Annotated in this window: 14 protein-coding genes; all 14 read right to left on the bottom strand. The window is 59.8% G+C overall.

Annotated elements, in window-relative coordinates:
* Window positions 1-127: 127 nt before the first annotated feature.
* The 14 genes from Q4T40_08090 to Q4T40_08025 all read right to left on the bottom strand — a co-directional run bounded on the left by Q4T40_08090 (window position 128) and on the right by Q4T40_08025 (window position 15,674).
* Window positions 128-1,987, bottom strand: coding sequence for a carbon starvation protein A (locus Q4T40_08090; GenBank protein MDT8901195.1), 1,860 nt, complete (start codon window positions 1,985-1,987; stop codon window positions 128-130).
* Window positions 1,988-2,275: 288 nt separating this feature from the next.
* Entirely contained in the window at window positions 2,276-3,880 is a 1,605-nt protein-coding gene (locus Q4T40_08085; GenBank protein MDT8901194.1) for a carbon starvation protein A, read from the bottom strand.
* A 46-nt stretch (window positions 3,881-3,926) separates the two neighbouring features.
* The gene (locus Q4T40_08080; GenBank protein MDT8901193.1) at window positions 3,927-4,376 is read right to left on the bottom strand and encodes a hypothetical protein; all 450 of its coding nucleotides are present in this window, start codon (window positions 4,374-4,376) and stop codon (window positions 3,927-3,929) included.
* 230 nt (window positions 4,377-4,606) lie between these two features.
* The gene (locus Q4T40_08075) at window positions 4,607-6,211 is read right to left on the bottom strand and encodes a carbon starvation protein A (GenBank protein ID MDT8901192.1); all 1,605 of its coding nucleotides are present in this window, start codon (window positions 6,209-6,211) and stop codon (window positions 4,607-4,609) included.
* Window positions 6,212-6,250: 39 nt separating this feature from the next.
* Window positions 6,251-6,607 carry a hypothetical protein gene (locus Q4T40_08070; GenBank protein ID MDT8901191.1) on the bottom strand — a complete coding sequence of 119 codons (357 nt, stop codon included), beginning with the start codon at window positions 6,605-6,607 and terminating at the stop codon, window positions 6,251-6,253.
* A 237-nt stretch (window positions 6,608-6,844) separates the two neighbouring features.
* A complete protein-coding gene (locus tag Q4T40_08065; protein MDT8901190.1) occupies window positions 6,845-7,612 on the bottom strand; it encodes a LytTR family DNA-binding domain-containing protein in 768 nt (255 codons plus the stop codon).
* Window positions 7,609-9,306 carry a sensor histidine kinase gene (locus tag Q4T40_08060; protein ID MDT8901189.1) on the bottom strand — a complete coding sequence of 566 codons (1,698 nt, stop codon included), beginning with the start codon at window positions 9,304-9,306 and terminating at the stop codon, window positions 7,609-7,611. The genes Q4T40_08065 and Q4T40_08060 overlap by 4 nt, the downstream gene beginning before the upstream one ends.
* Before the next feature lie 5 nt (window positions 9,307-9,311).
* Entirely contained in the window at window positions 9,312-9,917 is a 606-nt protein-coding gene (locus Q4T40_08055; protein MDT8901188.1) for a lysophospholipid acyltransferase family protein, read from the bottom strand.
* Entirely contained in the window at window positions 9,907-10,584 is a 678-nt protein-coding gene (cmk, locus tag Q4T40_08050; GenBank protein ID MDT8901187.1) for a (d)CMP kinase, read from the bottom strand. Before cmk ends, Q4T40_08055 begins: the two co-directional genes overlap by 11 nt.
* Complete coding sequence (gene aroA / locus Q4T40_08045; protein MDT8901186.1) at window positions 10,581-11,888, bottom strand: 3-phosphoshikimate 1-carboxyvinyltransferase; 1,308 nt, start codon at window positions 11,886-11,888, stop codon at window positions 10,581-10,583. Before aroA ends, cmk begins: the two co-directional genes overlap by 4 nt.
* A complete protein-coding gene (gene aroF, locus Q4T40_08040) occupies window positions 11,885-12,922 on the bottom strand; it encodes a 3-deoxy-7-phosphoheptulonate synthase (GenBank protein ID MDT8901185.1) in 1,038 nt (345 codons plus the stop codon). The genes aroA and aroF overlap by 4 nt, the downstream gene beginning before the upstream one ends.
* A gap of 81 nt (window positions 12,923-13,003) precedes the next feature.
* On the bottom strand, window positions 13,004-13,531 hold the full coding sequence (locus Q4T40_08035) for a hypothetical protein (GenBank protein ID MDT8901184.1): 528 nt from the start codon (window positions 13,529-13,531) through the stop codon (window positions 13,004-13,006).
* A 33-nt stretch (window positions 13,532-13,564) separates the two neighbouring features.
* Entirely contained in the window at window positions 13,565-14,836 is a 1,272-nt protein-coding gene (locus Q4T40_08030; GenBank protein MDT8901183.1) for an NAD(P)/FAD-dependent oxidoreductase, read from the bottom strand.
* Between the two features lie 106 nt (window positions 14,837-14,942).
* Window positions 14,943-15,674: a pseudouridine synthase gene (locus Q4T40_08025; protein MDT8901182.1), complete on the bottom strand. Its 732-nt coding sequence runs from the start codon at window positions 15,672-15,674 to the stop codon at window positions 14,943-14,945.
* Window positions 15,675-15,679: the final 5 nt, after the last annotated feature.

Genomic DNA, 15,679 nt, shown 5'->3' with positions numbered 1-15,679 from the left:
GGCCTCCAGGGGAATGGTTTTTTATTGGTATTCGTCCACTTTTAATATAATTCCTTTTCCCGGCAGATTTTAATTATCAAAGAAGAAGGTCCGCGCCGTCGACGCAGACCTTCTTCTCTAATTTTATTTAGCTGGGGATATTGGGCCGCGTTTCGCCGAACTGACATACAACCGGAGTATCGGTGTTCATGCCTTCCGGCTTGGCGGTGCCGAAGAGACGCAGCCAAACGCGGAGGGAGTCGAGAATGATAATGGCGACCATGACGATGAGAACGATGCTGAGGGCCGCCATGAGGTTGCCATTGAAGGTTCCCAGTTTGAGGTAGTTGCCGATGTTCATGGCGCCGGCCGAAATTACGGTGACGGACAGGAAAGCCAGCGGCGCGATGGTAATCAAGGCATAGGTCTTGTTTTTGGCAAGTTTGAGGATGATGGTTGTGCCGAGGGCCAGGGCGATGACAGCCAGAAGCTGATTTGCGACCCCAAACATCGGCCAGATGGTGCTTACGTTGCCGGTGTAGAGGAGGTAGCCCCAGCTTAGGCTTACGAGGGCGCCGGTAAAGAAGATGCCGGGCCACCAGCCGGTTTCCTTGAGAGGCGGGTAGACATAGGTGCCGAGAACGTCCTGGAGGATGTATCGGCCTACGCGGGTGCCGGCGTCGATGGTTGTGAGGATGAAGAGGGCCTCGAACATGAGAGCGAACTGGTACCAGTAGCTCATGAGGCTCTTCATGCCGCCGATGCTCGAGAAGATGTGGGCCATGCCGACGGCTAAGGAAACGGCGCCGCCGGGGCGATGCATGACCTGGATGCCGACGAGTTCCTCAAGTTGTTTGATCTCGACGGTCGGGAAGATGGCCTGCACCTTGGCGTAAACGGGGGCAAGGGTATTGATGGCGAAGAAGTCGCCGGGATACATTACGACGGCGGAAATCAGGGCCATCATTGCAACGAAGCCTTCAACAAGCATGCTGCCGTAGCCGATGAACATGGCCTGGCTTTCCATCTCGATCATCTTGGGCGTGGTGCCCGAGCTGATGAGGGCGTGGAAGCCGGAGATAGCGCCGCAGGCGATGGTGATGAAGACGAACGGCCAGACGGGGCCGGGGATGATGGGGCCGCCGCCGGCGGTGAAGGGGGTGGTGATCGGCATGTTGACGGTCGGCTGGACGATGAGGATGCCGAGTGCCAGCGCGAGGACGGTGCCGATCTTCATATAGGAGCTGAGATAATCGCGCGGGGCGAGGAGCAGCCATACCGGCAGGACGGCGGCGATGAAGCCGTAAACCGGCAGGGCGATGGAGACCTGCTCGCGGGTGAGGGTGAAGTAGGGGGCCAGTCCTCCCCAGGCCTGTCCAGGCATTACCCAGTGACCGGCAAAGACGGCGCCGAGGACGAGCAGGAAGCCGACGACTGATCCCGAGCGGATCGAGCCGGGGGCGATTTTGAACATGTAGAGGCCGATGACGATGGCGATGGGGATGGTCATGAAGAGGGTGAAGGCGCCCCATGGGTTTTTCATCATCGCGAAGACGACGACGATGCCCAGGCCGGCCATGGCGAGGACGATGATGAAGAGGATGGCGATCGAGGTGGTGAAGCCGGTGATGGGGCCGACCTCTTTGCGGGCGATGGTAGCCAGGCCCTGGCCGTTGTGACGCACCGACGCGAAGAGTATGATAAAGTCGTGGACGGCGCCGGCAAAGATCGAGCCCAGCAGAATCCAGGCGAAGCCGGGCCCCCAGCCGTACTGGGAGGCGAGCACCGGACCCACAAGCGGGCCGGCGCCGGCGATGGCGGCAAAATGATGACCGAATAAGACCCATTTGTTGGTCGGCACATACTCGCGACCGTCGTTGCAGCGATGGGACGGCGTGACGTTGGCATCGTTGAGCATGAGCACCTTCGCGGCGATGAAGGCGCCGTAGTAGCGATACGCTAGTACGAAGGCACAGGCTGCCGCGATGAGCAGCCAGATCGAGTTGATCTTTTCCACGTTAACTTTTCCTCCTTGTAGTCTGAGGCTTTAAATGCAGATACAGTTAACCACGGCGCTAACGATGACTGGCCTCCTCCTCCTTTTACGCGACGCTTTAATGCTTTCTTGCTACACAAAGTATAACTGTGGATTTATCGCACGACAATATGTTTATCATCAATTGTACTATTTGCCATCCGAACGGTGTCGGTTCCGCTTTAAACGGTCTCCGCGGAGTTTTTCCGGAAAATGCCGAAAACCGCTGCCTTCGCAGCGGTTTTCGGGTACCCGGTTGTTTTAGGCGGGGGTAGTCGGTGTCTGGTCCTTCTTCGACAGGACGGACCACGTCTCTTTGACGAGCAGGACCGCCAGCACGAGGAGCAGGACGCTGATGCCGCAGATGATGGGGTTGGTCAGGTTGGCCTTGATGAGCAGGAACAGGGCGGCAACAGTGGTGACGAGCATGAATACCATCGGGATCATGACGAAGTTGGCCGATTTCTTGAGCCCTTTCATCACCCAGACGCCTACGGTCATGAGCGACAGCGCGGCGACGAGCTGGTTGGAGGCGCCGAATACCGGCCAGATAAGGAGCCAGACAGGCTTGTTGCCGGTCTTCCAGAAGATCAGGCCCATGGCCACGGCGACGCCGATGGCGGTGGCGGTGTAGCGGTCGAGTTTCATGTCGAAGAACTCCTGAAGCTGGTAGCGCGCCAGACGGGTCGCGGTGTCGAGCGAGGTGAGGATGAAGGAGTTGAGGGCCAGCAGGCCGAGCGAGGTGCCAACCCGGGGGTCGATGCCGATGAGGGCGGAGAATTTGCCGAGGCCGGCGCCGTATACGACGGTGGGGCCGCCTTTGAGCATCCCGCCGGCGATCATGATGGTGCCGATGGCGATGACGGCCACGAGGCCTTCGGTGAGCATCGAGCCATAGCCGATGAGGACGGCGTCGCTCTCTTTGCGGAGCTGTTTAGCCGTGGTGCCGCTGCCAACCAGGGCATGGAAGCCGGAGATGGCGCCGCAGGCCACGGTTACGAACAGCAACGGCCAGAGGAACTCGCCGCCAGCGTTGGTGAAGCCGGTGAAAGCAGGCAGCTTGACGTCGAACTGGGAACCGAACAGCATGCCGACAGCGCCGATGAAGAGCGAGAAGTAGAGCAGATAAGAGGCCAGATAGTCGCGGGGCTGCAGGAGAAGCCATACCGGCAGGACGGAGGCTGCGAAGATATAGACGACGAGAATCCAGCGCCAGGTGTCGATACCCATTTTGAAAGCGGACTGGACCCAGGGGTTGTAAGAACCGAAGAAGACCGCTCCGAGGATAATCGGCACCATGATGACGGACGCTACTTTGAGGGAGACTCCGTAACGGTAGATGGCGACGCCGAAAATCATAGCCAAGAAAATGTATAAAATGCCGGAGAAAGCGACGGCGGGGTCGGCAGCAAAGGTCTGGGCCGCCAGTTCGAGGAAGACGGCGATGACAAGGGTGAGCGCCAGCCAGGTGAAGCACAGGAACAGGCGCTTGCCTTTTTTGCCTATCCATTGGGAAACGACCTCACCGATGGACAACCCGCGGTGCCTGATGGAGGCCACGACCGCGCCCATGTCGTGGACGCCGCCGAAGAACACCGAGCCGACTAGCACCCAGATGTAGGCGGGCAGCCAGCCGAACATCGCGGATGCGGCGATCGGACCGACGATCGGGCCGGCGCCGGCGATGGACGAGAAGTGGTGCCCCAGGAGCACCGCCGGATGGGCCGGACAGTAGTCCATTCCGTCGAACATGCATTGGGCCGGAGTTTCCCGGGTGTCGTCAAGTTCGTAGATTTTTTTCTGATAGGCCCCGTAAGTTTTGTAGGCCACGACGAAAACGACAACGGCGATAAGGAATAACGTCATTAACACTTGAAATCACCCCTTTTTTTGTTATATTTGGTCAGCCGCGTCATGTAATACCGCCGGCCTCCCCCCCTTTCTGCCTTTCTGCATATTGCCAGGCTTTGTTGACAAGGAAGACGAGATCGCGGAAGTTTTCGACTTCCGGGTCGCCCGGCCGATGTACGAGTACTTCAAGCCAGCCCCGGAAGCCGAGGAAGAAATATTTTTTCTGCGGCTTGCCGCTTGCCTGGTCGTCGAGGAGGAGGAAGCGGTGGCTCATTACCTCGTCCGCCGGCCGCCATTTTTCGAGGATCATTTTCTCGGCGCCAGGGACCGGCGCCGGCCAGACGATGTGGTCGTCCGCGTAGTAGCGGGCGACTTCGCCAAGCAGCGAGCCTTTCCGGAAGGTAACACGGCGTTTCATTCCCTCCAGTCCGTTCCAAGTCCAGGGCTCGAAACCCACTTCCTGCCACAGTTGATGAAGATCGGCCAACCGCTTGGCGCCGCTTTTGTCCATTGCCCACCTCGTATTGTAGAGAATATTCTGTTATTTATCTATGCGGATTTTTTCATTATTTGTAAATCCCGCTTTTAGTATAACTTTCCAAAAGATCAAAGTGCAAGTTATTCCCATTTAATAGCAAAAAAAAGCCGGTGAATTACAAAATTCACCGGTTGAAATACTTCTTTCAGATTTCGCCGCTGGCGATAAAAACTTCCGTTCTTGTCGCCTTGGAACTTGAAGGTTTAGGCTTGCTTAGTAGGTATCTCGTCTTTCTTCGACAGCACAGACCACGTTTCTTTGACGAGCAGGATGGACAGCACGAGGAGCAGGACGCTGATGCCGCAGATGATGGGGTTGGTCAGGTTGGCCTTGATGAGCAGGAACAGGGCGGCAACAGTGGTGACGAGCATGAATACCATCGGGATCATGACGAAGTTGGCCGATTTCTTGAGCCCTTTCATCACCCAGACGCCGATTGTCATGAGCGACAGCGCGGCGACGAGCTGGTTGGAGGCGCCGAACACCGGCCAGATGAGCTTCCAGGCCGGCGTGTTGCCGGTCTTCCAGAAGATCAGGCCGATGGCCACGGCGACGCCGATGGCGGTGGCGGTGTAGCGGTCGAGCTTCATGTCGAAGAACTCCTGAAGCTGGTAGCGCGCCAGACGGGTCGCGGTGTCAAGCGAGGTGAGAATGAAGGAGTTGAGGGCCAGCAGGCCGAGCGAGGTGCCGACCCGGGGGTCGATGCCGATGAGGGCGGAGAATTTGCCGAGGCCGGCGCCGTATACGACGGTGGGGCCGCCTTTGAGCATCCCGCCGGCGATCATGATGGTGCCGATGGCGATGACGGCCACGAGGCCTTCCACAAGCATCGAGCCGTAGCCGATAGCGACAGCGTCACTCTCTCTGCGAAGCTGTTTCGATGTGGTGCCGCTGCCTACGAGGGAGTGGAAGCCGGAGATGGCGCCGCAGGCCACGGTTACGAACAGCAACGGCCAGAGGAATTCGCCGCCGGCGTTGGTGAAGCCCTTGAATGCGGGCAGTTTGATGTCGAACTGGGAACCGAACAGCATGCCGACAGCGCCGATGAAGAGCGAGAAGTAGAGCAGATAAGAGGCCAGATAGTCGCGGGGCTGCAGGAGAAGCCATACCGGCAGGACGGAGGCGCCGAAGATGTAGACGACGAGGATCCAGCGCCAGGTGTCGATGCCCAGTTTGAAAGCGGACTGGACCCAGGGGTTGTAAGAACCGAAGAAGACCGCTCCGAGGATAATCGGCACCATGATGATGGACGCCACTTTGAGGGAAATGCCGAAGCGGTAGATGGCGACGCCGAAGATCATCGCCAGTAAAATGTATAAAATGCCGGAGAAGGCGACGGCGGGGTCGGCGGCAAAGGTCTGGGCCGCCAGTTCGAGGAAGACGGCAATGACAAGGGTGAGCGCCAGCCAGGTGAAGCACAGGAACAGGCGCTTGCCTTTCTTGCCTATCCATTGGGAAACGACCTCGCCGATGGACATGCCGCGGTGCCTGATGGAGGCCACTACCGCGCCCATATCGTGGACGCCGCCGAAGAACACCGAGCCAATGAGGACCCAGATGTAGGCGGGCAGCCAGCCGAACATCGCGGATGCGGCGATCGGACCGACGATCGGGCCGGCGCCGGCGATGGACGAGAAGTGGTGCCCCAGGAGCACCGCCGGATGGGCCGGACAGTAGTCCATTCCGTCGAACATGCATTGGGCCGGAGTTTCCCGGGTGTCGTCAAGTTCGTAGATTTTTTTCTGATAGGCCCCGTAAGTTTTGTAGGCCACGACGAAAATGACAACGGCGATGAGGAATAACGTCATTAACACTTGAAAATCACCTCTCTACAAGAATTGATCGCCTTACTCTTGTTTTACCTGCTCCCCCCCTTCCGCCTTAAGAACATATTCCCGGGCTTTATTCACAAGGAAAATGAGGTCGTGAAAACCGTCCACGTCAGGGTCGCCCAGACGATATGACAGTACCTCGACCCACCCCCGGAAACCGAGGAGAAAGTATTTTTTGTGCGGCTTGCCGCTTGCCCGGCCGTCAAGAAGGAGAACGCGGTGGCTCATTACCTCGTCCGCCGGCCGCCACTTTTCGAGGATCGTTTTATCGCCGCCAGGAGCCGGCAAAGGCCAGACGATATAGTCGTCCGCGTAGTAGCGGGCGACTTCGCCGAGCAGCGAGCCTTTCCTGAAGGTAACGCGGCGTTTCATTCCCTCAAACCCGTTCCAGGACCAAGGTTCGAAACCTACTTCCTGCCAAAACACGGGAAGGTCAACCAAACGGTCCTGAACAGTTTTTTCCATCTTCCACCTCATAGTTGTAATATAAATTGTTAGTTTATTTACATAATTATAATAACTTTCTTAAAGGCCGATCAGCAAGTTTATCCCGATAAACGGCAAAAAAATACCGATGAAATGCACATTTCATCGGATGAAATGCTTTTCTTACAATCCGAACATTTTTTTCAATTTAGGCGCCTGTTGGCGGCTTACGGGAATTTCTACGCTCGCCAGGCCGTCCATGACGAGGTTGTAGGTGCCGTTGAACCAGGGGATGACTTCGCGGATTTTTTCGATGTTGACAAGGTAACCGCGATGGCTGCGGAAGAACTGGCTTTCGTCAAGCCTAGCCTGAAGATCCTGAAGGGTCATGTTGACTTGATAGGTTTTGGCGGCGCAGTAGATCGTTATCTGGCCTTCTGAGCTGGTGGCGGCAATTATGTCGGCGGTGTTGATGATTTGGGCTTTGCCGTTCTGCTCGATGGCGAGCTTTTGCCGGCACGCGCCGGGGTGGGGTAAATCGCCGCCGGTTTTGCCGATGACCGGGACGGGGGCGCGGGTGCTGAGCAGGGAACGCACTTTTTCGATGCATTGGGCGACGCGTTTGGGGGCGAACGGTTTGAGCAGGTAGTCGGCGGCGTTGAGTTCGAAGGCTTTGTGCGCGAATTCCTCGTGGGCGGTGGCGAATACGATCAGGGGCTGAAGGATTTCCTGAATTTTCTCGGCGAGGATGATGCCGTTCATACCCGGCATTTCGATATCAAGAAAGACTAGATGAGGTCTGGTCTGGCGAAGGGCGGCGAGAGCGTCCTGGAAGGTGCCGGTTTCGTAAACGATGCAAACGTCGGGGTGTTGTTCGAGGAGGTAACGGAGTTCACTGCGGGCCGGTTCTTCGTCGTCGATGACCATGGCGCGGATGATGGCTGCCGTCATGCGACCACCCCCCTGGCGGTGGCGGGTATGCTGAGGCTGACTGTGGTCCCCTGCCCTTCCACGCTTTCGATGACGAGCGCGTGCTTCGGGCCGTAGATGTTTTTCAGCCGCTCGTTTACGTTGGACAGGCCGACGCCGGCCCCTTTGCCGAAGCCGGTTACGAGTACCTGGGCGAGGGTGGAGCGGGAGATGCCGGCCCCGTCGTCGGCGATGACGATATCGACGGAATTGCCGTTGCGGCGGGCGGTTATGTTGACCGTCCCCCCCGTTTCCTGGGCAAGCAGGCCGTGTTTAACGGCGTTCTCGACCAACGGTTGGATGGTGAAGGTGGGTATCTGGACGTTGAGGGCTTCGTCGTCGATGGTCCTGACAATGGTGAGCCGCGGCCCAAACCGAGCTTTTTCGAGCGTGAGGTAGGATTCGACGTGCTCGAGTTCTTCTTTGAGGGTGACGAAATCGCGCGATGTTTTGAGGCTGCGGCGGAAGAAGTCGCTGAGCTCGATGATGAGGCTGCGCGCCTCTTCGGGGTTGGTGCGGCAGAGGGATACGATGGTGTTGAGGGCGTTGAAGAGGAAATGAGGGTTTATCTGGGCGCGCAGGGCCTTCAATTCGGCCTTGGCGGCCAGCTCGGCCATCTTTTCGAGGTTTGCGAGTTCGAGCTGGGTGCAGAATATTTGTCCCAGGCCCTGGGCGAATTCGATGTCGAGGGCGGTCATAGCTTCCTCGCGGGCGTAGTATAGCTTGAGGGTGCCGACGATTTCGTCGCGGCAGTGGAGCGGGACGACGACGGCGGATTTTAGGGGGCACCCTTCTTCGCAACAGCCGATCTCGCTGGCGCGCTGGGCAACGGTGACCTGGCCGGTTTCGAGGCAGGATTTGGTGGCGTTGGTCATGAGGAGGTTTGCGGGAAGGTGGTGGTCTTCGCCGAGTCCGACGTGGGCGAGGACCCGTTCGCGGTTTGTGATGGCAACAGCCGCCGCCGAGGTCATGCCGCGGATGGTTGTGGCCACTTTTTCCGCCGAAACCTGGTTGAGACCCTGGCGGAAGTATGGCAGGGCCGCGTTCGCGATCCGCAGGGCTTTGTGGGTCTGAAGGGCGCCGATGCGGGTCTGATGTTCGCGGGCGTTGTGGATGATGATCATGAATACGGATATGCCGATGGCGTTGGCGAGCGACATGGGCAAAGCGACGTTGGCAGCGAGGGCCCTGGCGGCAGGATAGGGTTTGCTCATGTAAATAATGAGGCCCATGCTGAAGAGAATGACCGCTACGCCGGTAACGACGCCCACGATCCAGTCAGGTGTTTTGGGCCGCATGCGGTGATGGATGTAGCCGGAGATGATGCCGCCGACGATGGTGGCAACGCCGCAGGCTTCGCCGGTAAAGCCGCCGAGGGTTATGCGGTGAATGCCGGCGATCAGGCCGGTGACGGTGCCTACGAGGGGGCCGCCGAGCAGGCCGGCGACGACGGTGCCGGTGTCGCGGACGTTGGCGATGGCGTCGTCGAGCGGAATACCGAGATAGGTACCGGCGATGGAGATCGAGGAAAAGAATATTATGAGGACGGCTTGTTCGCGGTATGTGCTCTGTTCTTTGAACATGAGGCGAAAGGCTCTGGTATGGGAAAAGACGTAGGCGACGACGGCAATTATGGCTATGCGCTGTACAAGCACTATCGACAGATTGTCCTGCACGGCATTCAGCCTCCTTCTTTAGCCAGTATCCTGGCTATCTCGCCGATTACTTGTTCGTTTATATATTCGACGGCTTCCTTGTCTGACCTGCCGGGGGGTACGATTATCGGGGCGGCGAAAGAGACCGTGAACCGCGGGAATATTTGGCCATTGCGGAAAAATTTGTTAGTGCCGGTTACCGCCACCGGCACTACGGGAACGCCGGCTTTGACGGCTATCATGCCGAGGCCGGGCTCAGCGCGTCCAAGGGCGCCGGTTTTACTGCGGGTCCCCTCCGGAAAGATGCCGACCGTTTCACCTTGTTCGAGGAGGGCAAGAGCGGTGCGGATGGCGGTACGGTCGGCCATGCCGCGGCGGACGGGAAAAGCGCCCAGGGCGGTGACCACCCAACGGACGACCGGGTTTCGAAAAAGCTGGGTCTTGGCCATAAAGCGGATTCGGCGGCTGTCAGGCAGGGCGCAGCCGATGACGGGCGGGTCGAAGTTACTGATGTGGTTGGGGGCGATAATCACGCCGCCGGCGGGGGGGATGTTTTCGATGCCGTTGACGCGGAAACGGAAGAATGTGTAGAGGATGGCCCGCACTAGGCACCGCAGGAGGCTATAAAACACTGGTCCTCGCCTCGCAAAGCTCAAGTATTTTTTCCACCGCCTGGGGGATGGTGAGATCGGTTGTGTCGACCAAGGCCGCATCGGCGGCCTGGACTAGCGGGGCGATTTCCCGTTCGCAGTCGGCTTTGTCGCGGCAGGCGATTTCCGCCCGAAGTTCCGCCAGGTCGACGGCCAAACCCTTGTCGGTCAGTTCGCGCCAGCGGCGTAGAGCCCGTTCGGCAATGGACGCTGTTAAGAATATCTTTATGTCTGCGCCGGGCAAGACATGTGTGCCGATGTCGCGGCCATCCATGACGACGCCGCCGAGGCCGGCCATTTGCCGCTGGAGGTGGACCATGGCTTCGCGCACGCCGCCGTTCTTCGATATCTCCGCCACCTGGCGGGATACTTCCGGGGTTCGAATGGCGTCGGTGATGTCGGTGTCGTCCACTTTGACGAGGGTTTTGCCGGCGACGGTGGCGAGGTGAAGGTTGATGGCGCGGGCTACGGCGGCGACTTTTTCGGCATTTTCCGCGGGGATGCCGCGCCGCATGGTATCCCAGGTGACGGCACGGTACATGGCGCCGGTGTCGATGTAGGTGTAGCCGAGGCGTTCGGCAACAAGCCTGGCGACGGTGCTTTTGCCCGCTCCTGCCGGGCCGTCGATGGCGATGATGAGTTTTTTCATCGGGAGCCTCCGGCTGCTTCCTGAAGTGCCGCGATGTGCGCAAAGAAGCGAGGATATGATATGGCCACGCAGGCGGCCTCTTCTATTTCGACTCCGCCGGCTGCCAGGCCGGCGATGGCAAGGGCCATGGCCATGCGATGGTCGTCGTGGGATTGGCAGACGGCGGCTTCAAGTCGCTGTGGTCCGTCGATGATAAGCCCGTCGACCGTTTCTTCGATTCGCGCGCCCATTTTAGCGAGTTCGAGGGTAATCGCCTTGAGCCGGTCGGTCTCCTTGACGCGCAGTTCTTCGGCGCCGCTGATGACTGTCCGGCCTTTAGCGAACAAGGCGGCGACGGCCAGGACGGGGATCTCGTCGATGAGCCGCGGGATGATCTCTCCTTCCACTGTGGTGCCGCTCAGTTCGGCCGCGGAGACGACGAGGTCGGCCACCGGCTCTTCGCCGGCCTGACGCTGGTTGGTTATCTCGATGTCGGCGCCCATCCGCCGGAGGATGTCGATGATGCCGGTGCGGGTTGGATTGATGCCGACATTGGTCAGGCGGAGGCGGCTGCCGGGTATGATGGTGGCGGCGACTAGCCAGAAAGCCGCCGAGCTTATATCGCCGGGGACGTCGATGGTTCGGGGGGCGGATAGTTCCTGCACCGGCGCGATTTTAACGATGAGGCCGCTGCGAGTGACTTTCGCGCCGAAGGTTTGGAGCATGCGCTCACTGTGGTCGCGGGAGATATACGGTTCTGTTATGCGGGTGGGACCGTCGGCGAACATGCCGGCGAACAGCAGGGCGGATTTGACTTGGGCGCTAGCTACCGGCATGGTGTAGTCGATGCCGTGGATGCCGTCGGCGGGAACGATGGCCAGGGGAGCGTAGCGGGACCCTTCACGCCCGTATATGCGGCAGCCCATTTTGGACAAAGGGGTGATGACGCGGGCCATGGGGCGGCGGCGGAGAGACCCGTCCCCGGAAAGAACGCTGAAGAAGGGCTGGCCGGCGAGGATGCCGGTCAGCAGCCTGATGGTGGTGCCGGAGTTGCCGGCATCGAGAACTTCCTCCGGTTCGCTTAAACCGTAGAGACCATTGCCCAATATCGCAAGCTCGTCTTCACCCGGCCGATCTACTTTGACGCCCAAGGCTTGCATGCAGGCGACGGTGGAAAGACAGTCGGCGGAGGCGAGGAAATTACAGATTGTGACCGGGCTGTCGGCCAGTCCGGCAAGCATGACGCTACGGTGAGAAATGGATTTGTCGCCGGGAACGGCTATTTCCCCCGCCAGTTTCCTGGCGGGTTTTACTACTTCTTTCATCGCTGTGCTCCACCCTTTCCGTGGTTGATGGTCCGGCCGACGGCAGCCGCCACCTTGGCGAGTTCGCGGGTCAGCTGGCGGAAATTGGCCAGGGTGAGGGACTGGGGACCGTCGGACATCGCTTCTTCGGGCCAGGGGTGGATTTCGATTATCAAACCGTCGGCGCCTGCGGCGACCGCCGCCCGTGCCATCGGGCCGACGAGTCGCCAGTTGCCTGTTCCGTGGCTGGGATCGACGACAACCGGAAGGTGGCTGAGATGCTTGACAAGCGGCACAGCCGACAGGTCGAGGGTGTTGCGAGTGTAATTTTCGTAGGTTCGGATACCGCGCTCGCAGAGAACGACTTCGCTGCTGCCGCCGGAGAGCAGGTATTCCGCTGCCATGAGCCATTCCTCGATGGTGGCGGCGACACCCCGTTTCAGCAGCACCGGCCGGCCGGCCAGCGCCACTTCCTTAAGCAGGGCGAAATTCTGCATATTGCGGGCGCCGATCTGCAGCATATCGGCGAATTCGGACACGAGGCCGACCGCGCGGGGATCGGTGACTTCGGTTACAACCGGCAGGCCGACTTCGCGGCCGACGGCCTGCATAATCTTGAGGCCTTCGTTTTCGAGGCCCTGAAAACTGTAGGGCGAGGTACGCGGTTTGAAGGCGCCGCCCCGCAGCATCGCCGCGCCGGCGTCTTTGGCCGCGAGCGCCGTTTCGCGGAACTGCTCGTAGCTTTCGACGGCGCAGGGGCCGGCGATCACGGGCACGGCTTCGGCGCCGAAGCGGACATCGTTTACGGCGACGACGCTGTTATGGGCGTGAAACTGCCGGCTGGCCAGCTTGTAAGGCGTATTTACTGAGACGACGCGCTCGACGCCGGCAAGGCGTTCGAACTGTTCGCCGCGCTCTGGCTCGGTGTCGCCGACAGTGGTGATTATTGTTTTGTCGCGGCCGACGAGGCAGTGCGGTTCGAGGCCGCAATGCCTGATTTTGTCAAGGACGCGGTTTGTCTGCTCCGGCGTGGGAGCGTTCATGACGATGATCATCGGTAACCTCCGGCGAATGTGGCTCTTTATGAATAACTTTATTATTTTCGCGCCCTGCCGCCATTTTCCTCCAATATTGCGCTAATGTTTGAATTTGACTTTGCCGATCGGCACCGCCGCCCCCCGCCCTTCGACGACGAGGCCGTCAAGCGGCGCTATGAGTCCCCCGCCGGGTACGGTGACGACGAAACGCCCCGCGGCGGGCAGCCGGCTGGCGTCGATTTCGAGGTAGTCGCCGTCGTAGACGGTGACGGCGGCTTCGCCATTCTTGAAGTTGCCGGCTCGTTCGCCGTTGACGACAGGGTAGACATCATCTGCGGCTGCGGGCTGGACGATACGGATGACGATGAGTCTGTGCTCCCGCAGCATGTTGATGCGACTGGCGACCGGCGCATTTTCGCTGATTACTAGGGGCCGCCCGGCGACTAGCGGCGTTTGCCAGGTGACGGGGTCGCCCTCTAATCTGTCGACCCGCGACAGGTAGCGCCGGGGCGCGTCGTGATAAACCAGCACCTGAACGGCCACGAGCGCGATAACGCAAGAGGCCGCCAGGCGGATCAGAAAGGTTTCCAGGCTTTCGAAGGGGTTGTATTTTTTCCGGCGACGCACGTTATAGCCTCCCTGGGGGGCGGGATGGCTATATTATCTGTTATTGTTTTCCACATTATCCGCACCCGCGGACCGACCGGCGACATAGCCGGTCGAGAAGGCCGCCTGAAGATTGAACCCGCCGGTATAGCCGTCGATGTCGATGACTTCCCCGGCAAAATAGAGTCCGGCGACAAGGCGCGATTCCATAGTAGAGGGATTGATCTCTTTTGTGCGTATGCCACCGGCGGTAACGATCGCTTCCGCCAGCGGCCGGGTGCCGGTAATCGCGAAGGTTAGTTGCTTGAGCAGGGTAACCAGCCGGCCCCGTTCTTCTTTGGTGATCTGATGGACCGGCTTATCGGGGTCGATGTGGCTAAGATCGACGATTACGTCTGTAAGCCTAGCGGGCAGGAGGTCGCCAAGCGAGTTTTTGAATTGTTTGCGGGCAAATTTTGTGAAGTCGCGCTGGAGCCGCTTGTCCAAAGTTTCGACGCTGAGAGCCGGCTTGAGGTCGATGGCGATGAGGACCTCTCCCCCGCCCGTGCCGGCGCGGATGGCCGCCGCGACTGGGTTTGAGAGGGAAAGGATAACGGGGCCGGAAAGGCCGAAGTGGGTGAACAGCAATTCGCCGAACTCGGCGGCGAGGTTACGGCCGCCGACGCTGGCGGTTACGGTGACATTTCTGAGGGCCAACCCCTGCAGGTCGGCGACCCAGTCTTCGGCGACTTCCAGCGGAACGAGCGACGGCCGGAGGGGGGCGATTTCATGGCCCAGGGCGGCGGCGATCCGGTAGCCGTCGCCGCTGGAACCGGTACCGGGGTATGAGGCACCCCCTGTGGCGAGGACGACGGCTTCGGCCGGCCACTCGCGTCCGTCGGCGGTGACGGCTCCGCAGGCGTGCCCGGCGGAGACGCGGATTTCGCGCACCGCTTGCCCGGTCACCACGGAAACGCCGAGGTCGTCAAGGGCGCGGCTGAAGGCGGCCACAATATCCCCGGCCCGGTCACTGACCGGGAATACGCGTCCGCCCCGTTCGGTTTTGAGCGGTACCCCGCGCTTTTCGAGCCAGGCCATCAGGTCGCTGTTGGAGAAGGCGGCGAGGGCGCTATAGAGGAAGGGGCCGTTGCCGGGCATATTCTCGATGATGGTTTTGATGTCGGCGATGTTGGTGACGTTGCAGCGGCCTTTGCCGGTTATGAGGATTTTCCGTCCGACGGCGGGCATTTTTTCGAGCAAGGTTATCGCCGCGCCGTGTTCGGCGGCGCTGGCGGCTGCCATCAGGCCGGCGGCGCCGCCGCCTATGACGAGGACTTTTTTCTTCATCGTCGCTCTCCGTTCTTTACCACTATATTCCAGTATGCGGCTGTATGAAAATAGCTCTGCGGGCGCGTTTTAGGCGCAGACCGCCGAGCTGAGGGGACAACGCTTGCTAAGGGGCTATCCCGGCAAGTTGCTTGAGGGCGGCGATTTCCGACGTCTCAAGGTGCCGATAGCGGCCGCGGCGGATTCCCGCCAGATTCAAAAAAGCGAATTCAGTGCGTTTGAGCTTGACAACGGGGTGACCGATGGCTGCGCACATCCTCCTGATCTGCCGGTTGCGCCCTTCATGGATAACGATGGCAAGGGTGGCGGTGTCGGCGACCGGGTCGTAGCCGGTAAGTCTGACCTTAGCCGGGGCGGTAACGCCGTCTTCAAGGGTGATGCCGATCCGCAGCCGGTCAAGTTTTTCCTCGGTTGGCCGGCCGGCTACGGAGGCGACGTATGTCTTGTCGATTTCGTGGCTGGGATGGGTGAGGGCGTGGGTTAACCGGCCGTCGTTGGTAAGCAGCAGGAGGCCTTCGGTGTTGTAGTCGAGTCTGCCCACCGGATAAAGGCGGGCGGGAACGTCGGCAATAAGTTCGGCCACCGTTTTCCGGCCCCGCGGATCGCTGAGGGTAGTTACCACACCCCTGGGTTTGTTAAGCAGAAGATAGTACTTTTCCTCGCCGGCTATCGTCTGTCCGTCAACGGCGACGATATCCCTTCCCGGCTCCACTTTGGCGCCGAGTTCGGCGACCACCCGGCCGTTGACGGTAACCCGGCCGGCGGTTATGAGTTCCTCGGCGTGGCGACGGGAGGCTATTCCCGCCTGGCTGATGATTTTTTGCAGTCTCTCGGGCATAGCCC

The sequence above is a fragment of the Selenomonadales bacterium 4137-cl genome, from assembly GCA_032334055.1.
In the GTDB taxonomy this organism is placed as follows: domain Bacteria; phylum Bacillota; class Negativicutes; order Sporomusales; family UBA7701; genus Anaeroselena; species Anaeroselena agilis.
The sequence above is the reverse complement of the archived record's forward strand: the minus strand, read 5'-3'. Positions and strand labels throughout refer to the sequence as shown.